The 25,860-nt window shown below is 50.3% G+C and carries 16 protein-coding genes; 15 read left to right on the forward strand and 1 reads right to left on the reverse strand.

The window, feature by feature from the left end; genetic code table 11:
* Nucleotides 1–10: 10 nt before the first annotated feature.
* From GE107_RS03740 to GE107_RS03800, 13 genes are all read left to right on the forward strand, one after another.
* Nucleotides 11–2,680, forward strand: a complete 2,670-nt coding sequence (locus GE107_RS03740; RefSeq protein ID WP_483298233.1) for a glycoside hydrolase family 2 protein — start codon at nucleotides 11–13, stop codon at nucleotides 2,678–2,680.
* Nucleotides 2,681–2,715: 35 nt separating this feature from the next.
* Nucleotides 2,716–5,097 (forward strand): glycoside hydrolase family 95 protein, encoded by a 2,382-nt coding sequence (locus GE107_RS03745; protein WP_219638152.1) that lies wholly within the window; start codon nucleotides 2,716–2,718, stop codon nucleotides 5,095–5,097.
* 121 nt (nucleotides 5,098–5,218) lie between these two features.
* Nucleotides 5,219–6,973: a cache domain-containing sensor histidine kinase gene (locus tag GE107_RS03750; protein ID WP_219638153.1), complete on the forward strand. Its 1,755-nt coding sequence runs from the start codon at nucleotides 5,219–5,221 to the stop codon at nucleotides 6,971–6,973.
* Nucleotides 6,951–8,405 carry a response regulator transcription factor gene (locus GE107_RS03755; protein WP_219638154.1) on the forward strand — a complete coding sequence of 485 codons (1,455 nt, stop codon included), beginning with the start codon at nucleotides 6,951–6,953 and terminating at the stop codon, nucleotides 8,403–8,405. The genes GE107_RS03750 and GE107_RS03755 overlap by 23 nt, the downstream gene beginning before the upstream one ends.
* 104 nt (nucleotides 8,406–8,509) lie before the next feature.
* The gene (locus GE107_RS03760) at nucleotides 8,510–10,495 is read left to right on the forward strand and encodes an alpha-L-rhamnosidase-related protein (RefSeq protein WP_219638155.1); all 1,986 of its coding nucleotides are present in this window, start codon (nucleotides 8,510–8,512) and stop codon (nucleotides 10,493–10,495) included.
* 338 nt (nucleotides 10,496–10,833) lie between these two features.
* Nucleotides 10,834–12,531, forward strand: coding sequence for an extracellular solute-binding protein (locus GE107_RS03765; protein ID WP_219638156.1), 1,698 nt, complete (start codon nucleotides 10,834–10,836; stop codon nucleotides 12,529–12,531).
* 82 nt (nucleotides 12,532–12,613) lie between these two features.
* The gene (locus GE107_RS03770) at nucleotides 12,614–13,585 is read left to right on the forward strand and encodes an ABC transporter permease (protein WP_219638157.1); all 972 of its coding nucleotides are present in this window, start codon (nucleotides 12,614–12,616) and stop codon (nucleotides 13,583–13,585) included.
* 14 nt (nucleotides 13,586–13,599) lie between these two features.
* Nucleotides 13,600–14,523: a carbohydrate ABC transporter permease gene (locus GE107_RS03775; protein ID WP_219638158.1), complete on the forward strand. Its 924-nt coding sequence runs from the start codon at nucleotides 13,600–13,602 to the stop codon at nucleotides 14,521–14,523.
* A gap of 19 nt (nucleotides 14,524–14,542) precedes the next feature.
* A complete protein-coding gene (locus GE107_RS03780) occupies nucleotides 14,543–15,487 on the forward strand; it encodes a glycoside hydrolase family 43 protein (protein ID WP_219638159.1) in 945 nt (314 codons plus the stop codon).
* Nucleotides 15,488–16,050: 563 nt separating this feature from the next.
* Nucleotides 16,051–16,785, forward strand: a complete 735-nt coding sequence (locus tag GE107_RS03785) for an ABC transporter permease subunit (RefSeq protein WP_255570156.1) — start codon at nucleotides 16,051–16,053, stop codon at nucleotides 16,783–16,785.
* A gap of 31 nt (nucleotides 16,786–16,816) precedes the next feature.
* On the forward strand, nucleotides 16,817–17,707 hold the full coding sequence (locus tag GE107_RS03790) for a carbohydrate ABC transporter permease (RefSeq protein ID WP_255570157.1): 891 nt from the start codon (nucleotides 16,817–16,819) through the stop codon (nucleotides 17,705–17,707).
* 167 nt (nucleotides 17,708–17,874) lie between these two features.
* A complete protein-coding gene (locus tag GE107_RS03795; RefSeq protein WP_219638160.1) occupies nucleotides 17,875–19,632 on the forward strand; it encodes a type 2 periplasmic-binding domain-containing protein in 1,758 nt (585 codons plus the stop codon).
* 19 nt (nucleotides 19,633–19,651) lie between these two features.
* A complete protein-coding gene (locus GE107_RS03800) occupies nucleotides 19,652–21,163 on the forward strand; it encodes a glycoside hydrolase family 43 protein (protein ID WP_219638485.1) in 1,512 nt (503 codons plus the stop codon).
* 99 nt (nucleotides 21,164–21,262) lie between these two features.
* Here GE107_RS03800 and GE107_RS03805 read toward each other — a convergent pair whose 3' ends face one another.
* Entirely contained in the window at nucleotides 21,263–22,123 is an 861-nt protein-coding gene (locus GE107_RS03805) for a helix-turn-helix domain-containing protein (RefSeq protein ID WP_219638161.1), read from the reverse strand.
* Nucleotides 22,124–22,365: 242 nt separating this feature from the next.
* On the opposite strand from GE107_RS03805, the gene GE107_RS03810 reads away from it, so the two are divergent.
* Entirely contained in the window at nucleotides 22,366–24,126 is a 1,761-nt protein-coding gene (locus tag GE107_RS03810; protein ID WP_219638162.1) for a cellulase family glycosylhydrolase, read from the forward strand.
* Between the two features lie 178 nt (nucleotides 24,127–24,304).
* Entirely contained in the window at nucleotides 24,305–25,810 is a 1,506-nt protein-coding gene (gene arfA / locus GE107_RS03815; protein ID WP_219638163.1) for an arabinosylfuranosidase ArfA, read from the forward strand.
* Nucleotides 25,811–25,860 lie beyond the last annotated feature (50 nt).

Genomic DNA, 25,860 nt, shown 5'->3' on the forward strand with positions numbered 1-25,860 from the left:
GGGGACAATCATGAAATGCAACAACATCCGATCATCCAACCTATTGAATCGGGAATGGAGGTTCATTCGCGGAGACTGGGAAGGATTCCACGAGAACGGTCCGGAACAACCGGATTATGATGACTCCTCATGGTGCCATATTGGATTGCCGCATTCGTTCAGTATTCCATATTATATGGAGAATGAATGGTACGTGGGATACGGATGGTACCGAAAGCATATCAAGTGGGTTCCGGAATGGGAGAACAAAATGATAAGTCTGGAATTCGAAGGCGTATTTCAGGTCGCAGAGATATTCGTGAATGGAACCATTGCCGGGAAGCATGAAGGCGGGTATACGGGATTCAGTCTGAATATCACCCGACTGCTGAAGCAAGGGGACAACCTCATCGCCGTTCGAGTTAATAACCATTGGAACGGACAGCTTGCTCCACGTGCCGGAGAGCACACGTTTTCCGGAGGAATCTATCGTGACGTGAGCTTAACGATCACGAATCCGGTTCATATTGCCTGGAACGGTACTTTTGTATCTACGCCGCTGCTGGAAGCGAGCAAGGATCATGTTATGATGCAGGTGCGCATGCAAACGGAGGTTGACAATCATACGGATTCGGACGCGCATGCCATGGTTCGTACCGTTGTGAAGGATCATCAGGGTTTAAAGCTGATAGAGCTGGAAAGCACAGCCGTTGTGCCGGCCTGGGGAAGGCAGCGGATTGAAGCCGTAAGCGAGACGATTGACAATCCCCGGCTCTGGTCCCCTGATGACCCGTATCTGTATCATGTTACCACTGAAATCATCAAGGATGGAGCGGTGGAGGATCTTGTAGAAGAAACAATGGGATTCCGGTGGATGGAGTGGACCGCTGACGAAGGATTTTTCTTAAACGGCAAGCATGTGTACTTGAACGGGGCGAACGTTCACCAGGATCAAGCCGGCTGGGGTGATGCGGTTACCCAAGCAGCCATATACCGGGACGTTCGAATGATCAAGGAGGCCGGTATGAACTTCATTCGCGGCAGCCACTACCCCCATCATCCCGCTTTTGCCCGGGCTTGCGACCATTACGGCATTCTGTTCTGGTCGGAAGCGACCTTCTGGGGAATCGGCGGAACGGCCGGCGACACGGGGGAGCAGACACATTGGGGGAAATGCAGCGCTTATCCGGTACTGGAAGCGCACCAACAAGGCTTTGAACAAAGCGCCATTCAGCAGTTGCGCGAAATGATCCGCATCAACCGGAACCGTCCTAGCATTATCGTCTGGAGCATGTGCAATGAGCCGTTCTTCAGCCACGAATCCGTCAGGGAGAAGGCGATTGGTCTCATTCGGAAAATGGTGGAAGTATCGCACGAGGAAGATCCGACACGCAAAGCGGCGGCAGGCGGCGCCCAAAGGTGGGATTTGGACCGGCCGGACTTCTCGGATGTGGCGGGGCTGAATGGCGACGGGGGAAGCTTCTATCTGAAATGGGATGGCGATGATCGCGTCGACGACCCGGAGGCGGATCGGCCGGCGTGCCCCCAGGTCATCTCCGAATACGGCAGCCAGGTGATGAACCGGCCTGGCCAATATCGTCCGTTTTACGATCACGTTTCGGCGAGCCGGACCGTTCCTTACCGTTATGCCGCGCCCCGGTGGCGTTGCGGACAAGCCGTTTGGTGCGGCTTCCATCATGGCAGTCTGGCGGGCGATATGGGGCACATGGGCATTATCGATTACTACCGGCTTCCCCTGCGCAGCTGGTACTGGTACCGGTTTAATTATTCAGCGAATCTTGGGGGTGCGGATGCCGGCGATCTTGGCTATTTAGGCATCCAGCCGCCTGCTGCCGGCGATGCCGAACCGGCGTGGCCGAAGCCGGGAACGCCCAAGCGGATCAAGCTTTATCCGGGCGTCGGCAGCAGTACCGCGATAAGAAATGACGGAACCGACGATACGCAGCTCATCATAGAACTCGTGGACGAACACGGGAACCGCGTGGATGCCACGGCGGATGTAACGCTGACAGTCGTATCCGGTCCCGGTCAATTCCCTTCCTATCATCCAAAACGCATAGATACCGAAACGGGACTTGTCATCATCGAAGGACTTGGGGCCATTACTTTTCGTTCCTACTATGCGGGCGAAACGGTCATAGCGGCTACCGCACCCGGGTTGCAAGGAGCGTCCTTCGTTATCGCAACGGCAGGCGACGACGGCGGTATGGAACCGGACATGACGATCCCTCAAGTACGGACGGGAACGGTCCGTGCGGCCTCCATCGATACGGAATGGCTCGATCTGGCTACGCACCGGCCCAACCGGGCAAGCAGCGAAGCGAAGGGACACGGCAAAAGCAACGCCAACAACGCCGACCGCAGCACATCATGGAGAGCCAGCGGCACCAACTCCGGAGAATGGTGGATGCTGGATCTGGAAGGCGTCAAATATCCGAAACGGATCGAGCTGGAGTTTGATACGAAAGGGACTTATCAGTTTGTCCTCATCGGATCGAGCAACGGAAATCATTGGCAAACGCTGCTTGATTATCGTCAGAACCATGATGCGATCGACGCCGTCGCGGAACTTCTTGAGCCTAATGCTTGCCGATATGTGAAACTCTTATTCACGGATTTGCCGGCGGGAGTACCGGCAAATCTGAAATCGTTCGGACTGTACGGCTTGAACATGGAATAGACAGGGAATCGATTCATGGAGGCTGACAAAATCAGATGAACATTCAATTTCACTCGCCCGCCGTTTACTGGGTTGAGGCGCTCCCCGTCGGCAATGGCAGACTCGGCGCGATGGTCTTCGGAGGGATTGAGAAAGAACGCATCGCGTTGAATGAGGATACACTCTGGTCCGGTTACCCCAAGGATTGGAACAATCCGGGGGCGAAAGAAGCGTTGCCGAAAGTACGGGAGCTGATCGCGCAAGAAAAGTACGGGGAAGCGGATCGGCTCTGCAAGGAAATGATGGGGCCGTATACGCAATCCTATTTGCCTTTCGGCGATTTGCACATCGTGATGGAACACGGTCAGGTAAGCCGCTGGGGGGGGTATAGCCGAAAGCTCGATCTCTCGACCGGAATTGCGACCGTAGACTACAACGTAGGCGGCGTTCATTACACGCGGGAAATATTCGCCTCGCATCCCGATCAGGCGATTGTCGTGCGATTAACGGCGGGCAAGGAGGGCTTCCTGAGCTTCCGGGCCAAGCTGGACAGTCCGCTCCGATACACGTCGAAAGCGGATGGCGATCACTTTACGATATCCGGCCACGCGCCGGAGCACGTTGAGCCCAGTTACCGCGATGCGGAATATCCTGTGCAATATGGCGATCCGGTAGCCTCCAAAGGGTTGAAATTCCACGGACGCCTGGCGGTCGTACAAGATGGAGGAACGGCGCGGGCCGATACGGACGGCTTGCATGTCATCGGAGCGACGGTTGCGACTTTGTACTTCAGCGCGGCGACCAGCTTTGACTTCGGGCTTGGCGCAAGCAGCCCCGAACGCGATCCGGGACAATCGACCGCCGAAGCGATTCGTTCCGTATGCGGGAAGGGATATACGGATGTCCTTCATCGTCATCTGGACGATCATGGCAAGCTATTCGGCAGGGTTGCCCTGCATCTGGGCGAAAGCAAAGCTCCCTCGGATATGCCTACGGATCGGCGCATTGCCGAATACGGCAGCAGCGATCCGGGTCTGGTGGAGCTGTTGTTCCATTATGGCCGATACCTGCTTATTGCCAGCTCGCGCCTGGGAACCAGTCCGGCCAATCTTCAAGGCATATGGAACGAAGAGACGAGGGCGCCATGGAGCAGCAACTATACGCTGAATATTAACGCGGAAATGAACTATTGGCCCGCTGAAACGTGCAATTTGGCGGAGCTGCACGAGCCGTTGATCGATTTCATCGGCAGACTGGCCGTTAACGGCAAGAAGACGGCGGAAACGAACTATGGCGCAAGGGGATGGGTTGCGCACCATAATTCGGATTTGTGGGGACAAACGGCGCCGGTGGGCGATTTTGGAGACGGAGACCCGGTTTGGGCGTACTGGCCGATGGGCGGCGTATGGTTGACTCAGCATCTGTGGGAGCATTACGCGTTTAGTGGGGACGAAGCCTATTTACGGAATACAGCATACCCGATCATGAAGGAAGCGGCGTTGTTCTGTCTGGATTGGCTGATCGAGAATAAGGACGGTCACTTCATCACCTCGCCTTCCACCTCCCCGGAGCAAAAATTTCTGTTTGGGGATAAGCGCCATGCCGTAAGCGAAGCAACAACGATGGATTTGTCCCTGATCGCGGAATTATTCGACAACTGCATACTGTCGGCACAGCAGTTGAAGATCGACGAAGACTTCGCCCGGAACCTTCAGGAAACAAAGCAACGGCTGCTGCCCCTGCAGATCGGCAAGCGAGGTCAATTGCAGGAATGGTCCCAAGACTTCGAAGGCGAAGATGTGCATCACCGGCACGTTTCCCATCTTGTAGGAATATACCCCGGGCGGTTTATCACGGAGCAGTCTGCACCCGACCTCTTCCATGCGGCGAAGAAATCGCTTGAAATCAGAGGAGACGGAGGTACGGGGTGGAGCCTTGGCTGGAAGATCGGCCTATGGGCCAGATTCAAGGACGGCAATCGCGCGGAACGGTTAATCTCGAACTTGCTCACACTCGTGAAGAGTGACGCACCGCTCAATATGGACATAGGCGGCGTGTACGCCAATTTGTTCGACGCGCATCCTCCTTTCCAGATCGACGGTAACTTTGCCGCAACGGCGGGAATCGCCGAGATGCTGCTGCAATCTCATCAGGGATGCCTGGAGTTCTTGCCGGCGTTGCCCGATTCCTGGAAGAACGGGTATGTCAGAGGATTGCGGGGCAGAGGCGGATACGAGGTCGATCTGGAGTGGACGAACGGGGTTTTGTCGAAGGCAGAGATCTCTGCCTCCATCACGCAGACATGCGAAGTGTCGGTTAAACGGGCGATCCGGGTTACCCAGGACGGCCAAGAAGTAAATAAGGTTGAACTGGAAAACGGTCGTGTCGGATTCCGTACAGAATGCGGTAAACGATACGTCATACTGGCTACGGAATAGGATTGGAAGGCGAGAGGTTAAGGGGATGAAGCGTTCATTGCGCATCATCCCCTGTTCTTATACCTACGCACTCAGGTTATACTGATGCTAAAAATGATAAAGGCGGGGAAAGAAACCATCCATGGACCGATTTCGCAAGCTCAGCTTGATCAGACAAATCCTGTTTCTGATATTGATCATGATGGTCATTCTTCTGATTTCATTCATCATTACGAACCAAATCGCAAAGCGGATCGTCGAGAGAAAGGTTACGGACTCCGTCGATAAAATACTGCTTCAGGCGGAAGAGAAGATGACCAGCTTTTATGCGGATATGAGCGAAATCTCGACATCGCTGCTCTACAGTCCGACCATTCAAACCGCGTTGACTGTGGAAGATAAGGTGACCCTGGTTCTCATGAATCCGGATTTGACATCGATGTTCGCCAACACGATGGCGCTGAAAGAAAATATTCGAGGCATACGTCTTTATAACAACGAAGGAACGATGCTGGCCATAGCTGGCAAGGAAATCGGCGATTCCGCTAAGCTTCCGGTCCAAAAGACCGAGTATTCCGGCTTATTATCGACGGACGGTCCCCATTATACGATCACCGTTCCGATCTATAACCTGAAGAGCCTCCAGATTCAAGACTATATGGGAGCATGCGTATTCAGCATGGATGTAAGCAATTTCAACAGCATCCTGCAAAATACGAAGATCACCCCCAGCTCCCGCTTTCTGCTCCTAGATCAGAACAACAAAATTCTGGCGAGCGAAGGAGCCGTGTCCAATATCGATCCGATTGATTTGGCGGAATGGAAGGACGATAAACGGTACATCGTGCAGTCGGTTACGCTTCCCCACACCGGTTGGAAGCTAATCAATATTATCCCGAAGGACGAGCTGCTGCGGGATTTGGATACGATACAAAGACTGAATATCGCGACCTACCTGGTTATGTCCGGCATGCTCGGTTTGTTTCTGCTGCTATTTTTCTCCCGGATCATGAGGCCGATCAAAGCGTTGATGGATTTCATGAGGTCTTATTCGAAGATGGGAAGCGATTCGCGCTTCACCATCGAGTACCATAACGAAATCGGCGTGCTCGCATCCCATTTGAATAAAATGCTGGACGAAATCGATGCCCTGGGCCAAGAAGTCCAGCTTACGCAAAAACAAAAATATGAAATCGAAATCGCCAAGAAGCAGATGGAAATATCGGCATTCCGCAATCAGATCAACCCACACTTTTTGTACAATACGCTGGAATGCATCCGCGCTTTGGCCTTACACAATAAGGGCGAGGAGATTGCGGATATATCGGCCTCCTTATCCAATATGTTCCGATACTCGGTGAAAGGCAACGATTTCGTGACGATTCGGGATGAAATTACGCATGTCAAGGAATATGCCCAAATTATCGGGCTCCGATTTGCGGGAAGGATTCAGGTGGAAGTCGAAGCCGACGAAGGCTTGCTCGATAGGAAGACGCTAAAAATGCTGCTGCAGCCGATTGTCGAGAACGCCGTCTTTCACGGCTTGGAGAGAAAAAGAGGCAAAGGCGTCGTCCGGCTAACGGTACAACCGCTCTCAGACAACCGGATTCAATATACCGTACAAGACAACGGCTGCGGCATGGAGGAGGAACAGGTGCAGGAGCTGCTGCAACGTCTGAGGAATTCAGATGCGCTCGTACCTGAGGCGAAGGGTGACAAGCAAGGCATAGGGCTTGCCAATATTTATCGAAGAATAAAGCTGTTCTACGGCGATGCGGCGGAGATGGACATTCAAAGTCAGCTAAATGCCGAAACGATAATCAGGATAGCCATTCCGGCGCATGATAACGCGGAAGTAGAGGAGGGAACGAATCGTGTACAGGGTATTGATCGTTGACGATGAGCCTTGGGTTGCCAAAGGATTAATCGCCTTAATCGATTGGGAGAGCCTGGGCTACTTCGTTATTGGAGACGTCCACGACGGAATCGAGGCGATGGAAGCGATTCAGGAAATGAATCCCGATGTCGTTCTCTCGGATGTCCGCATGCCCGGATTAAACGGGATAGAGCTGATGGAAAGCATTCGTCATCAGGGGCTTCATACGAAGGTCATCCTGATCAGCGGATATGCGGAGTTCAAATATGCGCAAAAAGCGATCCAGTTCGGGGCCTTCGATTATTTGCTCAAGCAGGTCAACAAAAATACGCTGACCGAAACCTTGCTGCGGCTAAAGAATGAGCTGGAGAACTTGCATAAAGGTCAACGCGAGCCGGATTTGCACCTCGAGGAACTGTTCGAATTGCTCGAACCCGACAACAACATCAAAATCAGCAATTTCATGATCCATCGGGGAATGGAATTCGAGTTTCCCCACTACCGTTTCATCAGCTGTTTATATCCGCATTCGTCTTCTCGGGATGCCGTCGCCGAGCAAGCGGCGCAGAAGGGGATCCATTGGGTCAGTTTTCGCACGGGGCAAAACAAACGATCGTATCTGGTCAATTACGACGAACAGAAAAATCCGGTCGGCTTGCTCGATTTTATCTCGGGAAGCCTTGCCGGCGCTCAGTACGTGGGAATCAGCAGCATCGGGCTTTACTCGACGCCCATCGGCAAGTTGTATCAAGAATCGGATATTGCTCTGTCCAGCTCTTCCTTTCTGCAGGAGAAGAGAATCGCCGAATACAAATCGACGGACCACGCATCGGCGTTGACCAAGCTGGTCCTTAAAATTGAGCTGGCCATTAAAGGATATAAACGGGACATCATAAGGGAAGGGCTGGACGAGCTGTGCGAGGAATGCGAAACGCGGAGCATGCCGATCGACCAAATCTCCGCGGTTTACAACCAGATCGTCTTGTTCGTCTACAAATATTACGGCAACAGCGATCTTGTTCAAGGCTTGGAGTACATGACCTATTCCCAAATCGTGCGGTCCTGCGAGTCGGTTCGGCAGCTCTTCGAAAGGATCGGCGTCATCTTCGAACGGCAGTTGGACGAAGAGATGCAGCTCTCCAAAGAGACGGTGAAGAAAATCATCGATTACATCGATTCCAGCTATACGGAAGATATTTCGCTCAGCATGTTATCCAGACAATTCAACGTCAGTCTCGGATATTTAAGCGCCTTGATCAAGAAGGAGACTGGAACGAATTATTCGGATTACGTGGTCGCCAGGAGATTGAGTTTGGCTAAGGAGCTGCTGAGCGATTCATCGTTGTCGATTCAGGAAATCGTGGAACGGGTAGGGTATAAAGATTACTTTCATTTCAACAAGCTGTTTAAGAAGCACTTCGGCCTCACGCCGAGCCAACACCGAAAAAGATAACCGCGCCAAAATCTACACCAAACCAAAAACAAAACGTGAGCATATGGCGCGTCAAGGGTTCAAGGTAAGATAACGGCGAGAGGCTGCGAAAGGATGGGAACGAGATGAACAAAGGCTCTGTATGGATCTGGTATCCGGGTGATTTTGAAATCTATCACCATTTGCTGCTTAATATTCGGAGGGAAGAACGAAATTATCAATGGCCTGCATTCTGGCGATTGGATGACTGCTATCACAATGTCCGTTTCCGGAAACAGGTGCACTGCGACACTCCTGAAGAAATGACCGTATATGCCCATGGTGTCGGACATGTTTGGGTGGACGGGAAAAAGCAAGCCTTACGGAAGCCAATTATTCTTTCAACCGGAATCCACAATATTGAAATTTGCGTTGCCCGTACGGACGGTCTGCCTTGTGTCTATGTGGATGGAGTTCAGAGTGCCAGCAATTCGTCATGGGAGGCTAACGAATACAGCTTCGAATGGCTTCCCGCAGGTTGCAACGAACTGTACCCGAATAAAGAGGATGACCCGAACATTTTCTCGTTTCAATATGCGGAAATGTTGCCTGTATCGATAGAAAAGAGGCAGGAAGGTCTTCTATACGACTATGGAAAAGAAACCTTTGCCGCATTACTTTTCGAGAATATCCAAGCACCAAAGGATATTCGGATCTTCTACGGTGAATCATTAGAAGAAGCATTGGATACGGAACATAGTATTCTGATTGATGCTGTGCCGGCCGGAAGCGACAAGTATCGCTGCTCCTCCCGGGCATTTAGGTATGTATTTGTCAAGGGAGCGGAGATAGAGCAATTCGAACTGACCGCTTTGTATGAATATCTACCCCTCTATAAAAAAGGAAGCTTTACTTGTTCGAATGATGAAGTGAACCGAATCTGGGATATGGCCGAGTATACGTTACACTTGAACAGCCGGGAGTTCTTCTTGGATGGGATCAAACGGGATCGTTGGGTCTGGTCCGGTGATGCGTACCAAAGCTATTTCATTAACAACTACCTCTATTTCGATACGGATATTACCAAGCGGACCATTATCGCACTGCGTGGCAAGGATCCCATTGCCAAGCATATCAACACGATTCTCGACTACTCCTTCTACTGGATCATGAGTATCCATGATTATTATCAAGCGACAAAGGATTTGGATTTCGTTTCCTTTATCTATCCCAGGATGAAATCCATGATGGATTATTGTATCTCGCTTACGGATGAGGACGGTTTTATCCGGGGAAGAGAGGGGGACTGGGTTTTCATCGACTGGGCGGAAATAGACAAAACCGGTGCTGTGTGTGCGGAACAAATACTTTTTGCCGAAAGTTTAAAAGCGACATGGATTTGTGGGGATCTGATTGGCGCCGGTGAAACGTGTTACTTGGAACGTTACAATCAACTTAAGGAACAGATAGCCAAGTTTTATTGGGACGAAGATAAGGGGGCGTATATCGACAGCTTTGAATCCGGGAAACGTAACATCACCCGTCATGCCAATATTTTTGCTTTGCTATGGGATTATGCGGATCCGAAGCAGCGGGAGAGCATCATCATGAACGTACTTTCCAACGATGCCGTACCGAAAATTAGTACCCCCTATTTTAAATTTTATGAGTTGGAGGCCATGTGCAAAATCGGCCGTTTGGAAGACGTCACCAAGCAGATCCAGGATTATTGGGGAGGCATGCTTCAATTAGGGGCGACTACCTTCTGGGAGGAGTACAATCCTGCAGTAACCGGTCTGGATCGATATGAAATGTACGGCGACCGCTACGGCAAAAGCTTATGTCATGCTTGGGGAGCGAGCCCCATCTATTTGCTGGGACGTTATTATCTTGGCGTTAACCAAACTGCAGCGGGATACGATGCCTTTATAGTGGAACCGCAGCTTGGCGGATTGGAATGGATTAAAGGAACGGTTCCGGTAAACGGGGGAACGGTATCCGTGGAACTGACACAGGAGGCACTGGAGGTTCTCGCTGATAAGCCGGGAGGAATGGTGCGTGTTAATGGGCGGGAGTATCCACTACAGAAGGATATTCCTTTAAGGCTGAATATGAAATCCAGCACAACGTAACATCACAACAAAAACGGAGCCGCGCGGGTTTACGGGCTCCGTTTTCCAATTCATTCTGGCAAAGAACCCTTCAAAAGGGCAAACGGCTAGCGCAACAGCATTTCTGTTCCATATTTTGGTCATCCTTTGTTTTTGGAATCGGTTCGCCATTAATAAATAACTGTTCGTATACAAATACTACGGAAACAGCGATCTTGTTCAAGTGAATCTGGCTAAGGAGCTTTGCGACAAAAATCTACACCAAACCAAAAACAAAACGTGAACATATGGCGCGCCATGAGTTCAAGTTAAGATAAAGGTGTCTCAACCAACATTCAACACAGGGGTGAACAGCAAGTATGACAAAGTTTAAGAAGTTGAAAGTGCTTACAGTATTGGCCCTGGCAGGCGCCGTAGCTCTTACGGGCTGCAGCTCCTCGAAAAAGAACGAAAGCAGCAATGGCGCATCGCCGGCGGAATCGGCAGCCGCAACGAATTCGGCAGTGCCGGCAGAACCGGTGAAGCTGACCTGGTTTGCGGATGCAAGCTTCTGGAATCCTCCACAGCCTTGGAGCACCGACCCGAATACCGTAGAAGGGGTCATTACCCAGAAGACAGGGCTTACGTTTGAATTTAACATTCCGGCGCAGGATGCGGGGACGAAGCTCAATTTGATGCTCGCTACTTCGCAGGATCTTCCGGATATCATGACGATTACGGATGGCGAATTGCATAAGAAGCTGATCAATTCAGGGAAAATTTGGGATTTGGATGAATTTATGAAGAAGTACAATCCTTCTTCGCCTTTGTTGACGTCTTTCCCGGCAGATGTAAAGAAATCGATAATTAGAAACTATGGCGCTTTCGCTGCCATTCCAAGCCATATCAACTCTCCGGATTTACAAAAAATCTATCCTGCGGCGAATGAAATTGTAGCCGACAGTCAGAAATATTCCACCAACAATAACGCCATGTTCAATGAGAAAATCATGAAAGAGGCCGGTATTTCGGTAGATGATCTTAAAACCGAGGACGGCGTATTGGCTGCTTTCGAAAAGGTCAAGAACCTGAAGGTCGATGGCGCGCCTGTCATCCCGCTGCAAATCAACGGCAAGGTGTACCAGTCTGCTACGCTCCCTACACTTTCGGATCATTTTGGCGCCATGGGGGTGGACAAGGATGGGAACTATCGGGACGGGATTTTTGCTCCTGAAACGAAGCATGCGATTGAATTCTTGTTCAAGGCAGCCAAAGGAGGATACTTTGATCCGGCTCAGATGACCCAGGATGATGCGGCTATGAAAGCGGCTGTAATGTCCGGGCGTGTCTTCTGCTTTATCGGTAATGTGGCACAAACAGGGATGAAAGAAAAAGGGAATCCCGGTCCAATTTGGATCAATCCGGGACCGATCCAGTCGAATCAGGGGACCAAACCGGTTGCTGCTCGTTGGTCAGAGCCGTATGCAGGCTGGATGCAAACCTCCATCTCCAAGACGGCCAAGCATCCGGAACGTATTGCCAAATGGATCGATTTCATGATGAGCGATGAAGGGAAAGCGCTGCTCTTCTTTGGATTTGAAGGCAAGGATTACAATGTGCAGAATGGGCTCTTTGTCAGAACCGAGCAAGGCAAAAAGAATCAAGATGACCGTACGAAAACAGGGATTGACATGTTCTGGGAATTTGCCAACACGGCCTGGACCGACCACGTAACTCCTCCTCCAACCGATCCGCTTGATGTTATGGTTATTAAGGTGGGTACGGCGGCTGTAAAGGCATCGACCCTCTATGATGCTACACCGCTCGGTATGCCGCAAGGCTTCTTCCCGCCCGACAGCAAAGAGGCGAAGGCTGAGGCAGATATCAAGCTTTATCGGGAAGCGCAGATCTCCAAAATCATCTTGTCCAAGGATGAGGCGGCATTTAATAAAAATTACGATGAGATGATCAGCAAGATCAAGGAACTCGGTCAGCTTGAACTTGATGCGAAGAAGAATGAACAGTTCCATAAGCAGGAGCAAGAGATGGGCATAACGGTGAAAGCAATTAATCCCTAATTGTTGCAGGGAAGTCGGATCATGCCAAAGTGCTTGCACTTTGGCATGATCCATAATAAGACGGATAGGAGGAGTTAAACAGATGAAGAAGACTCCGGAGAGTATAAGAGTGCCTTGGGAAAGGAAAAGGAAGGGCCATTATCTAGGGAGTGATTGGCGAACTCAGTTGGAATTGCAGGTCATGATTTGGCCAGCGATCGTTCTCATTATTATATTTAGTTTTTTTCCGTTATTCGGCCTGTTGATGGCATTCAAGAACTACAATCCGATGAGCGGGATAAAAGGGATTTTTACAAGCGAATGGAGTGGCTTTGATAATTTCACAGTCGTTTTTCATAGCTTTCAATTTTGGCCGATGTTAAAAAATACGATTGGAATCAATCTGTTCGGCTCGCTGGTAGGTCTTCCCGTAACACTCTTGTTCGCTTTACTGCTGAATGAAATTACGAGCAGCAGGTTCAAATCGTTCATACAAACGATCACTTATTTGCCGCATTTTCTGTCATGGGTCATTTATGGCGGGTTATTCATTACCCTGTTGGATCCGCAAGGCGGCATTGTCAATGCATTGCTGGTGAAGCTTCATCTTATTGATGAGCCGATTCTATTTCTAGGAGATCCGAAATACTTCTGGGGAGTTGCCATTGGCACCGGTTTGTTGAAGGATTTGGGCTGGGGGGCCATCTTATATTTGGCTGCCATCGCCGGTGTCGACCAATCGTTATATGAGGCCGCCGCCATCGATGGAGCAGGGCGTTTCAGGAGAATGATTAATGTTACGATTCCCAGCATTAAGCCGACAGTCATGATTATGATTATTTTCTCCATAAGCGGTATGTTGAACAACAACTTTACCCAAATTTACGTCTTTCAGAATACGCTTAACATGTCGGCAAGCCAAGTCATTGATACGTATTTGTATCAGACGGGACTTCTGCAATTCCAATTCGCTACGGCGACGGCCATCGGCCTGTTGAAGTCGGTATTGGCGTTGCTCCTGTTATTCGGAGGCAACTATGCATCGAAAAAATTGACCCAGTCAGGGCTTTTCTAAAGGAGGCGTGCATAATGGTTGGCGGCAAGTCTCTTGGAGAGCGTATTTTTAATAAATCGAATGTCGTGATCATGATTTTGCTGATGGTTGCGACCATCTATCCGTTCTGGTATTCGGTAATCGGCTCTTTGAACGGGGGAGCGGATCTGGTGCGGGGGCCTTTATTTATGTGGCCCCGGGAGTTTACGTGGGCCAGCTGGGAGGCCGTTCTGGCGGATCCCGGACTGCTTCATACAGCATGGATCACGATATCGCGAACGGTCATCGTTACCGTGGTGTCCATTCTATACACGGCGATGTTCGCTTATGCCTTCTCACGACCGTATTTAAAAGGCAAGAAGCTATATATGATAATCGGATTTATCAGCATGTATTTCAGCGGCGGCTTGATCCCTTCCTTTATGCTGATCAATTGGCTCGGGCTGTATGACAACTATTGGGTGTATATTATCCCTTCGTTGTTTGGGGGATTCTGGAATGTCATCATTCTCAATGCCAATTACAAGGCGATCTCCGACTCTTTGTTCGAATCTGCGAAGCTGGACGGGGCTAGCGAATTTACGATCTTTTTCCGAATTGTCCTGCCTCTGTCCAAGCCGGTTTTGGCCGCATTGGCCGTTTTCACGGCCGTTGGGGTATGGAATGACTTTGGAACCACGCTATACTTTACGCAATCGACTGATTTGCAAACGCTGCAGTATATGATTCTGAAATTGGTGCAGACGAGCAATGCGTCTGAGCAGATGAAAAGCTTGGCCGCCAACTCGAGCACAGCAATTGCCGATTTGCTGAACAATGCCCAGGGTCAAGGACTGATAACAGCGCAAACCATTCAACTGGCAGCAATGGTCCTCTCCTCCATACCGATGATCGTCTTATATCCATTCGCCCAGCGCTATTTCACTAAAGGCGTTATGCTTGGGTCTTTAAAAGAATAATCGGGAGGCAACTGCGGAAATGTCCAATCATGAACCATATGCCGGTTATTTGTTCGTCTATTTCACCGACGATGAAGGCGAGGGCGGCGGCGAGGAAATCTACTTCGCTTTAAGCAAGGGGAACGATCCGCTGCATTGGCGTGAGCTGAACGGCGGCAAGCCTGTTCTTGTCTCTCAGCTAGGAGAAAAGGGCGTGCGCGATCCGTTCCTCATCCGGTCGCCGCAAGGGGATAAGTTTTTCCTTCTGGGAACGGACCTCAAAGCACACGGAACAGGGGATTGGCATCGCGCCGTGAACGAAGGCAGCCGATCCATCCTGGTGTGGGAATCGCACGATCTGATTCATTGGTCCGAGCAGAGGAGGGTTGAAATTGCGCCTCCCGAAGCTGGCTGCGCATGGGCGCCTGAAGCGATCTACGACGCCGATTCGGGGCAATATTGGGTGTATTGGGCTTCCATGCTTGGGGATCAGGAGTCGGAAGGCGGTAAAGGCCTTTATCACCGAATATTGGCGGCAAGAACGAAGGATTTCGTGCATTTTACGGAGCCGGAGGTTTATATCGACTACGGTCATTCCGTTATTGATACGACAATGATTCAGGCGAATGGGAAGCTGTACAGGTTTTCAAAAGGGGAAGGCAGCTCCGCCGTGTTTCAGGAGTCCGGGGATTCGCTCTATTCCCAGAGCTTTACGCTGGTCTGCGACAATATCGGGCAGCAATGGATGAAACGCGGCGAAGGCCCTTTGGTGTTCAAATCGAATGTGGAAAACAAATGGTATTTGTTTATCGATGAATATGGATTCAGGGGTTACATCCCTCTGGTGACAACGGATCTGGATTCGGGCGTATGGACGATGCCCACGGAATATGCGTTGCCGGCCAAACCGCGCCACGGATCTGTATTGCCGGTTACGCGCTCTGAATACGAGAGATTGCTTGCCGACAAATTTCAATCTGGATGATTAGAACTGACCCTGTATGGAATCAATTCTCTCAGGGTCAGTTCTTTTGAATTTAATTGCCAGCGCAAGACCGATTCCGATTCCATGAACCGTTTGTCTATATTGTGCTATTCCATGACTTGAAAATCAAGGCTGGCTTCGAACACTTCCTGTACAATTCATAGTTAATGAGAGAGCAACAAGTCATAGTAGGAGTGATGCAGGTTTGTTTGTAATTTCCTATGCAACCTGAAGCGTGACTTTAAAAATCGCACTTTTCTTTTTTATAGGACTCTTGCGAGCGGTTTCAAGATTTTGATGACAAGTTTTAATGACAAGAAGGGGGAAATGGCGTGCAAGCCGATTCCGCAACACTCCATCCGACCGCGGCAAAAAGTAAGCGTTTACGCAAACCGACAAAACATGGAAGGTACCAGTTGTTTTTTATGGCTTCGCCGTTCCTGATTTTAGCTTTTTTATTTTCCTATTTGCCTTTGTATGGCTGGATTTATGCGTTTTACGACTACAGACCGGCCCTAGGAATTGCCCACTCGCCTTATGTCGGGTTTAAGTGGTTCACCACCATGGTATCGAATGAAGTACAGCGGGCGGAGGTCGTTCGGGTCCTTCGCAATACCTTCGGGATGAACCTATTGGGGCTGATGACTTCTGTCGTTCCGGTCATCTTCGCGATCTTCCTGGTGGAGATCAAATCGACATGGTACAAAAAAATGGTTCAAATTCTAACGACGTTGCCCAATTTCGTCAGTTGGGTGCTCGTCTACTCCTTTGTGTTCATGATGTTTTCCACTCAGACCGGCTTTGTTAACGGAGTGCTGATGGATTTGGGATGGATTTCGGAGCCTATCAATTTTTTGGCTTCCGATAGCCATATTTGGATCAAAATGACACTCTTGGGCTTGTGGAAAGGGTTGGGCTGGGGGGCGATCTTGTATATCGCAGCCATTGCCGGGATCGATCAGGAATTGTACGAAGCCGCCAGAGTGGATGGCGCAGGAAGGTTCAGATTGATGTGGCACGTGACCGTGCCGGGGCTGATGCCGACTTATTTCGTTCTGCTGTTGTTGTCCATCGCCGGGTTCATCAGCGCAGGCTTCGAGCAATTTTACGTATTTCAGAATGCGGTCAACGCACACGATATCGAAGTGCTGGATCTGTACGTCTACAACATCGGGATCGCGAATTCCAGTTTCTCGTATTCGACGGCTGTCAGCATCCTGAAATCGTTGGTCAGCGTGTTCCTGCTTTTCATTGCGAACCGGTTATCGAAAATGGTCCGGGGAGAATCCATTATCTAATTCGGCGTCCGCCAAGAAAGGAGAGCCCCATATGGCCATGAGGGCAAAAAAACGATTCAGTTTGTTTTCAATCGTGAACTATAGCCTGTTCGGATTGTTTACTCTGCTTTGCGTCTTTCCGTTCTACTACTTGTTTATCAATACGATCAGCAACAACGATTTAAGCAGCAGAGGGCTGATCTGGTTCTATCCGGAAGGGATCCATTTTCAGAATTACTTGAGAGCGTTTAGCGTTCCGGGGCTTAAAACCGCGGCGTTCGTATCGGTGAGCCGGACCGTCATCGGGACGTTTTTGACCGTAGCGGTATCCGCGTTTCTCGGATACGTTTTCACGAGGAACGAGATGTGGGGGCGCAGGTTTTGGTACCGGTTCCTCATTCTTACGATGTACTTTAATGCCGGGATTATCCCTTGGTTTATTACCATGAAAAATCTGGGCTTGATGAACAGCTTCCTCGCTTACATTATTCCGGGCATCGTCGTACCGTTTAACGTTGTCCTCGTGAAAACATTCATCGAGTCGACGCCGATCGCGCTTCAGGAATCGGCGCAAATCGACGGAGCAGGCTACTTCACGATCTTTTATAAGATCGTGGTGCCTTTGATTACTCCGATTCTGGCCACACTCTCTATATTTACGGCTGTCGGCCAATGGAACAGTTTTACCGATACGCTGTTTCTCATTAACGATTCCAAGCTGTTCACGCTGCAGTTCATTTTGTACCGCTATTTGAACGAGGCGAATGCGCTTGCGGATATGATGAAGAACTCGTCGACCGGGATCGACATTTCGCTCATGCCGACTCCGATGACGATACAGACGACCGTTACGATGATCGTCGTTGCGCCGATCCTGCTCGTATATCCTTTCTTCCAGCGCTTTTTCGTCAAAGGGATCATGATTGGCGCCGTTAAAGGTTAAGCGTTCGTCTAGAGGCAGGCGAACGCCGGATCATGTGAACTCCATGGGGAGGTGATTCAGCAATTGGCGGAGACGGCACCGCCCGAATCAACGGATATTATCGCAACGGGAAGAGCAGGGACAAGGGTCAACGGAAAGCACAAAAATCATGCTTGAGGTGAAACAGGATGATCGTAAAGGGAAGAAAATTGTCATTCGTCCTAAGTGTATTGTGCCTGGTACTCGTTATATCGGCATGCAGCGGCGGCAGCAACGACGCCAAGAACACGTCGTCGGCTTCGAATAGTCCATCTGGCAGCTCCGGCTCCGAACAACTTCCGGAACTGACGATCGACGTACTTTCCATGCTGACTGACTACGCCGGCCCGCAAGAGGGTTGGTTCGCCAAGATCGTCAAAGACAAGTTCAATATCAAACTCAATCTCGTTAACAGCACGGGAGAAGTGGTTCCTTCCCGGATGGCTTCGGGCGACCTGGGCGATCTTGTCGTGTTCGGGAACGAGAATAGAAAAGAGTATTCGGATTCGATTCAAGGCGGCTTGCTGCTGGATTGGACCAAGGACGGCCTGCTGGACAAGTACGGGACGAACATTAAGAAATACGCAAGCAAGGGAATTGAAGCGAACATGAAGATGTTCGGCGACGGCAAGCACGTTTACGGCATCGGTGAATCGGTCGGTGACGGCGAAGGCTCGTCCGAGCTGAATAAATTGACGATGGGGCCGAGTATCCGTTGGGACCTGTATCAGAAGCTGGGCAGCCCGAAGATTACGAAGCTGGAGGATTATTTGCCTCTCCTGAAGAAGATGCAGGAGCTGGAGCCGAAGAGCGACTCCGGCCGGAAAACATACGGGTTCTCGTTGTGGTCGGATTGGGACGGCAACTTCATGAATCTGGCGAGAACCATCGGATCCTACTACGGCTATCAGGGCGGCGACGGCTTCAATCCGGGCGATATGCTCCTGGTATCCGCGACGGAACCCAAATACCAAGGCCTTCTCGACGAGAACGGTTACTATATCCAAGGTCTGCAATTCTACAATAAAGCGAATCAGATGGGCCTGCTCGATCCGGATTCGGTGACGCAGAAGTTCGGGGACGTTGCCAATAAGCTCAAGGACGGCCAGGTTTTCTTCACTCCGTGGACTTGGCTGGACGACACTTACAATACCGAAAATCATACGTCGGCAGGCAAGGGCATCATGCCCGTGCCGTTCGCGGAAGAGAAGGCAATTACGTTCGGCTATACTCCGTATGGCGGCGAACGTAAATGGGCGATCGGCGCCAAAGCGAAAGATCCGGCCCGCGTCCTCATGTTGATTGACTGGTTGTACTCGCCCGAAGGCATGATGGTGCTCCAAAACGGACCCAAGGGCCTTACTTGGGATCTCAAGGATGGCAAACCGTACGTGACCGAATTCGGATGGAAGGCGTACCAGAACCCTGACACGGAAGTTCCGGCCGAATACGGCGGCAACACGTACAAAAACGGCAGTGTGAAAATCAATAACTCCACGCTTAACAGCAATTTGATAAACCCGGAAACCGGCGAACCGTATCACCACGACATGTGGTCGTCGACGCTCGACCATCAGCCGAACCCGGTCCTCTCCAGCTGGCGTGAAGCGATGGGCGCCAAGACAATGAACGAATACTACACCAAGAACAACATGATCGCCGTAACCAAACAGACTTTCACAGGCGAACCGCCGGTTCAGCTTACTACCGACATCCAGCAGAAGCAGAACGAAGTCGGCAAAGTGATCAAAGAATTCTCCTGGAAGATGGTCATTGCGAAGAACGACGCCGATTTCAACAAGCTGAAGCAACAAATGATCGAGAAAGCCAAAGGCCTCGGATACGACGAAGTCCTTGCTTGGGAAGCTGAACAAACGAAGAAGACGGCGTTTGCTCAAAACCCGTAACGATTGGGAGTGCAGCTTCGTGCAGTATACGAATCCGGTTATACCCGGCTTCTATCCCGATCCGAGCATTTGCCGGGTTGGGGAGGATTACTACCTGGTGACCAGCTCTTTCGAGTATTTCCCTGGCGTTCCTGTCTTTCACAGCAAGGATCTGATCAACTGGCGCCAGATCGGCCATTGTCTCACGAGTGAGCGGCATCTGCCGCTCGCAAACTCTTGGAGCTCGGGCGGGATCTTCGCTCCGACGATCCGCCACCATGACGGCTGGTTCTACATGGCGACGACGAACGTTAGCGGGATGGGCAACTTCTATGTTCGAAGCCGAAACCCCGCCGGACCGTGGTCTGATCCCATTCTCGTTGCACAGGGCGGCATCGATCCGTCTCTCTTGTTCGACGATGACGGGAAAGTGTATTTTCAGTCGACATGCACTGGCGATCAGGGCTTAGGCATTTATCAATGCGAGTTCGACATTGCCACCGGCCGCATGTTGACGGAGAGCCGTCTGCTCTGGAAGGGAACGGGCGGAGCGCATCCGGAAGCGCCTCATCTCTACAAGATCAACGGACTTTATTATTTAATGATTGCGGAAGGCGGGACCGAATACGGCCATATGGTGACCATCGCGAGAAGCGAAGCTCCCTACGGGCCCTATGTTTCGTGTCCCCATAACCCGATCTTGTCCCACAGAAGCTTAGACAGCAGCATACACGCGACCGGGCATGCGGATCTAGTACAAGCGCAGGACGGCAGCTGGTGGGCGGTTTTCCTGGGCATCAGGCCCGTATCTTATCCCAAGCGGCATCATTTGGGCAGAGAGACTTTTCTGGCGCCCGTGTCATGGACGGATGACGGCTGGCCGATCATCGGCCATGGCGGACGCGTCGAATCACTCATGGACGCTCCGCCGATAACGGAAAATCCGTTTCCTCCTCAGGCAATCCGGGATGATTTTGACGATGAAGCGTTGGGATTGGACTGGACTTTCCTTCGGAATCCGGCGCCCGAAAGCTGGTCGCTGCGTGAGTATCCAGGGCATCTTATGCTGCGCGGGACGAAGGTTTCTCTTGACGTTGCCGGATCCCCGGCTTTCGTGGGCCGTCGTCTGCGCCATTTGTCATGCGACATCGCCGTCTCGCTAAATTTCGAACCGACATACGAAGGCGAGGAAGCCGGACTCACGGTGTTTATGAACGAAAGGTATCATTACGATCTGGCCGTAAAGCTGCATGAGGGACGCAAGACGATCGTATTCCGGCGAACCGTTGGATCGATGAGAACGGAAAGCATGCTGGATTGCTCAGTGGGACCGGTCGTGCTTAAGATTAGGGCTAAGCCGGAATGGTTTGTTTTCTACGTTCAACAAGAGCAATCTTCCTTTGGAGTGGGCTCGGGAGAAACCCATCTGCTTTCTACGGAAGTGGCGGGCGGATTTACGGGGTTATTCATCGCGATGTACGCCGTTTCCGAAGCAGGATCAAGTACGCCGGCGCTCTTCGATTGGTTCGATTATGAGCCTGCGGACGAATAGGTGAACGCGCCGTGTGGCTGTCCCATGAGTCTATAGGCGACTATTAAAAAACCAGCGCACAGTTTCTCAGAGAAACTGTGCGCTGGTTTTTTGCCCATCTTATCGATTCAGTCTGTAGGCCTTAGGGGAAAGCCCGTAAGCTTTGGTGAATTGACGGGTGAAATAATTGCTGTCATTAAAGCCGCATTCATAGGAGATTTCCATAATCGTGCGTTTGGTCTGCTTCAACATTGTACATGCCCGCTCCAAACGAAGCCGTTGCAGATAGGCGATAGGGGTCGTTTGATAATAGGACTGGAAGATCCGGTTCAAGTGCCTGACCGAAATATCGGATATTGCCGCAATTTCCTCCAGGGTTATCGGCTCGAGATAATGATCTTCAATATAGGAGATTGCGTTCGCCAGATGCATCATGTTGCTGTGCATCCCCTTCTCCTGACTGTCGTACTGCCTTGACAAATAGACGACAAGCTCCATAAAACGGGAAATCAGCATCGTCTGATACCCCTTAAGTCTGCCGTGATATTCGTCGATCATGGCGGAGATTAGCGATGAGACAAACTCTAAATTAGGGATCGGCAGATTGAGCTTGCTATTATACGAGTTAATATTGCGGTAAAACGGTTCCAAAACAAAAAGCGCCTGATAACCGTTGCAGGTCCTAAGATCAGGACCGGCCGACCTCAGCATTTCAGGCCGATACATGATATTGCATATTTTGAAATCATGAGGATCTTTGTAACCGTGGGGGGTTTCGCCGTTTATGACAAATACGTTTCCCTTCTTAATGAAGGAGCTTTCGGTGTTAACGATATGCGTAGCGTTCCCATTCAACACAATCACGAGTTCGGAGAAGTCGATGTGCCTGTGCAGCTCCACGTCCTGGTCGTGCTCGCCATAATGAATAAAGAAAGGGAATTGCTCGTCCTGTGTGAACCATTCCAAGTAGGTAATGCTCAAAATGACCCCCCCTTGTCTATATTATGCTATTCGATGACTTGATAATCAAGGATAACGCTTCGATCAATGATTGCAGGGGGGAGTGACCGGATTATGCTAGTTATTGTCCTGAAGATGAAGGAAATCTTTCGTTTCCTGTCATATAATCCGGGTGAAAGCAACAATTACAAGGAAGCGTGGTGAATGTCGGTTTCGTGCAATTTTGTAAGCGATTACTTCATTCTTTCAGGAGGGATTCCAGGATGTTAAGAACAATTCGTCGTTTAAGGAGCCTGACCGTTTGTGTGCTCGCATTATCTATGGTGCTTGGGTTAGGGATTGGCCATTTGAAGTCCGTATCGGCTGCAGCGGTATCTCCGTCGCAGGCCTATGTCCAGGCAATGGGCACTGGCTGGAACGTATTTAATACCTTTGACAGCTTTAGAACGGACGACTTCTCGCTGTCCGATGAGACTTCCTGGGGGCAGCCGAGGGTAACGCAAGAATTGATATTAAACGCCAAAGCCAAAGGCTTCGACAGTATCCGTATACCCATGACCGCATACACAAGGTATACTTTAGGCGCTGATGGACACTACGTCTTTAATGAAGCATGGCTGGCAAGATATAAGGAAGTTGTGGACTGGGCCGTTGATGCAGGATTCTATGTGATGATCAACCTTCATCACGATTCCTGGTCCTGGCTTTCAGACTGGGATGGAAATACGCAATCAGAGGAATACAAGAGATATGTTGATTTATGGACGCAGCTTGCGGATTATTTCAAGGATGAACCCAATACCGTCATGTTTGAGACGATGAATGAGCCTGGATTTAAAACAGCTACAGGGAGTATCACTACCCAGGACAAATTGAATATGATTAATCAAGCGGCACATCAGGTGATTCGCAGCTCGGGCGGAAATAATGCAACCAGAATGATTGTCATTCCAACGTACTATACAAGCGCTGATGCCGATAAAGCGGATGCTACGTATAACTTTATTGCCGGTCTGAATGACCCGAACATTATTGCAACCGTACATTTCTACACGGACTGGGTATTTAGCGCCAATATTGGAATTACCGGCTTTGACGAGCAGCTTTACGACGGTTCCACTCAAACGCCCAGATCAAATATTGATCTGATGCTCAATACCTTACAGCAATCCTTAATTTCTAAAGGAGTCGGAGTTGTCATTGGCGAATATGGTTGGTTATCCCCTGATAGCGGAGCGTCAGAGATGCAGCCGGGTGAAAAGCAGAAATATTTGGAATATCTGAACTATAAGGCGAAGCAATATGGCGTTTGTCCCATGATCTGGCCACCCGCATTTGAGCGAGTTCCGCCATATGACTGGATGCCTTCATACGGACCTGTAATAAAAGCAGCGATAGAGGGACAACGCTCTTCTTATGCAACGGGGTTAAATGAAACCTATATCAATGAGAAGGTTACAAGCGGTATTCAGATTCCGCTTACCCTGAATGGGAATCGCTTTGCAGGCATTGAGGGATTAAAAGAACATAAAGATTACACTTATGATGAACAAACAGCAACGATTACTCTTTCCAAAAACTTCGTGAATAAGAAATTCAAAGACGGCGGATACGGCACCATTGCTGATTTCGTTATCAAGTTCTCAGCAGGCGCTGATTGGCATCAATATCTAATCAAATATGCTACGCCTGTATTCCAAACGGCGACAGGCACAACAACAGAAGGAATAACGATTCCGGTAACTTATAATGGTTCCAAAGTAAGACGTGCTGCGGCCTTTGATGAAGCCGGCAACAGAATTGGCGCTACTTCCTGGTTCAAATATATGCATTTTGGAGGCTACCCAGGTGAATTTAGTGCGGACTATACAAATGGTACATTTAGTTTGACAAGCCGTTTTTTTGACAGTTCCGTACTGGATGGAACGATCAAGATCACGATTGAGTTCTACGACGGGCAAATCATTAACTATGCGGTTCAAAAAAATGGAACGGATGTAACAGGAATCGGAGTCGTTAACTGATTATTTGGAACCAAATCTACGATAAACACAGCGCATTGTTTCTCTATGAAACAGCGCGCTGTGTTTTTTTGCGGAAGGACTTGTCCATAATATGCTATCTCACGGCTTTAATATCAAGGACATCTATGATGTCGTTCTATACAATCAGTAGAAAAGCGGACATGAAGGGATGACACCTATGAATCGTTTGAAAGCATCAATGGTATTGGACAAGGATTTTAAGATTGCAACCATCGACAACCGGATTTATGGCTCTTTCATTGAGCATCTGGGTCGTGCGGTATATGAAGGAATATACGAGCCGGGACATCCGACTGCAAATGAAAGCGGTTTCCGCCGTGACGTGCTGAAACTTATTCGTGAACTGAACGTGCCGATCGTACGTTACCCGGGCGGCAATTTTGTATCCGGCTACAACTGGGAGGACGGAGTAGGTCCCCGCGAGAGCCGCCCTCGCCGGCTGGATCTGGCATGGAGAACCATCGAGACCAACCAGGTGGGAACCAACGAGTTCATGGATTGGGCGAGGCTGGCGGGCACCGAGGTCATGATGGCGGTCAATCTGGGGACGCGCGGCATTGACGATGCACGTAACCTGATCGAATACTGCAACATCGAAGGCGGAAGCTATTTCAGCGACCTGCGCAAATCCCATGGCTGCAAGGCTCCGCACAAGATCAAAACCTGGTGCCTCGGCAACGAGATGGACGGCCCTTGGCAGATCGGCCACAAAACCGCCGGCGAATACGGACGTTTGGCGGCGGAGACGGCCAAAGCCATGCGACAAGTTGACCCGGGCATTGAACTCGTAGCCTGCGGAAGCTCTAACCCCTATATGTCGACCTTCCCCGATTGGGAAGCGACCGTGCTGGAGCATACTTATGAAGCGATTGACTACATCTCGCTGCATCAGTACTACAGCAATTCGGCGAACGATCCTGCCAGCTACCTCGCCAGCTCGGTAAGTATGGATCAATTCATTAAGACGGTGATTTCCACCTGCGATTTCGTGAAAGCGAAAAAAAGAAGCCATAAGAACATCTACCTGAGCTTCGACGAGTGGAACGTCTGGTATCATTCCCATGCTGCCGACTCCAAGCTGGATCCGTGGTCCATTGCGCCCCCTCAGCTGGAGGACGTTTACACCTTCGAGGATGCGCTTGTGGTAGGCTCCCTTCTGATCACCCTTCTGAAGCATGCGGACCGCGTGAAGATGGCATGTTTGGCCCAGCTCGTTAACGTGATCGCCCCGATTATGACCGAAGTAAACGGACGCGCCTGGCGGCAGACCATTTTCTATCCGTTCCTGCACGCCTCGAAGTTTGGCCGGGGGTACGCCTTGAACCCGGTTATTTCCTCGCCGGTCTACGACTGCAAGGCCTTCACCGATGTGCCGTACCTGGATTCCACAGGGGTGTATAATGAGGAAACGGAGGAGCTGACCATCTTCGCCGTTAATCGCCACCTGTCCGAAGGACTGGAGCTGGAGGTTGACGTGAGAAGCTTTGAAGGGTACCGCCTTGTGGAGCATATCGTGTTGGAGCATGACGATCTGAAAGCCGTAAACAAAGCCGGCGAAGAGAGCGTTGCTCCGCATAAAGACGGTAATGCCGTAGTGAACGGCGGTATGCTGAGCGCGAGATTGGCCCGAACTTCATGGAATGTGATCCGTTTGGCTAGATAGATAAGATTACAACCTTGAACGTATTTCCATTTGATTAGGTTGCCTAGCAA

Source organism: Cohnella sp. CFH 77786, assembly GCF_019400745.1.
Classification (GTDB): domain Bacteria; phylum Bacillota; class Bacilli; order Paenibacillales; family Paenibacillaceae; genus Cohnella.

Bases quoted from the DNA above. Each gene is read 5' to 3' on its own strand.
- arfA (WP_219638163.1), top strand. From the start codon at position 24,305: ATGAATCGTTTGAAAGCATCAATGGTATTGGACAAGGATTTTAAGATT.
- GE107_RS03780 (WP_219638159.1), top strand. From the start codon at position 14,543: ATGTCCAATCATGAACCATATGCCGGTTATTTGTTCGTCTATTTCACC.
- GE107_RS03785 (WP_255570156.1), top strand. From the start codon at position 16,051: ATGGTATCGAATGAAGTACAGCGGGCGGAGGTCGTTCGGGTCCTTCGC.
- GE107_RS03770 (WP_219638157.1), top strand. From the start codon at position 12,614: ATGAAGAAGACTCCGGAGAGTATAAGAGTGCCTTGGGAAAGGAAAAGG.
- GE107_RS03765 (WP_219638156.1), top strand. From the start codon at position 10,834: ATGACAAAGTTTAAGAAGTTGAAAGTGCTTACAGTATTGGCCCTGGCA.
- GE107_RS03760 (WP_219638155.1), top strand. From the start codon at position 8,510: ATGAACAAAGGCTCTGTATGGATCTGGTATCCGGGTGATTTTGAAATC.
- GE107_RS03795 (WP_219638160.1), top strand. From the start codon at position 17,875: ATGATCGTAAAGGGAAGAAAATTGTCATTCGTCCTAAGTGTATTGTGC.
- GE107_RS03750 (WP_219638153.1), top strand. From the start codon at position 5,219: ATGGACCGATTTCGCAAGCTCAGCTTGATCAGACAAATCCTGTTTCTG.
- GE107_RS03810 (WP_219638162.1), top strand. From the start codon at position 22,366: ATGTTAAGAACAATTCGTCGTTTAAGGAGCCTGACCGTTTGTGTGCTC.
- GE107_RS03790 (WP_255570157.1), top strand. From the start codon at position 16,817: ATGGCCATGAGGGCAAAAAAACGATTCAGTTTGTTTTCAATCGTGAAC.
- GE107_RS03745 (WP_219638152.1), top strand. From the start codon at position 2,716: ATGAACATTCAATTTCACTCGCCCGCCGTTTACTGGGTTGAGGCGCTC.
- GE107_RS03740 (WP_483298233.1), top strand. From the start codon at position 11: ATGAAATGCAACAACATCCGATCATCCAACCTATTGAATCGGGAATGG.
- GE107_RS03775 (WP_219638158.1), top strand. From the start codon at position 13,600: ATGGTTGGCGGCAAGTCTCTTGGAGAGCGTATTTTTAATAAATCGAAT.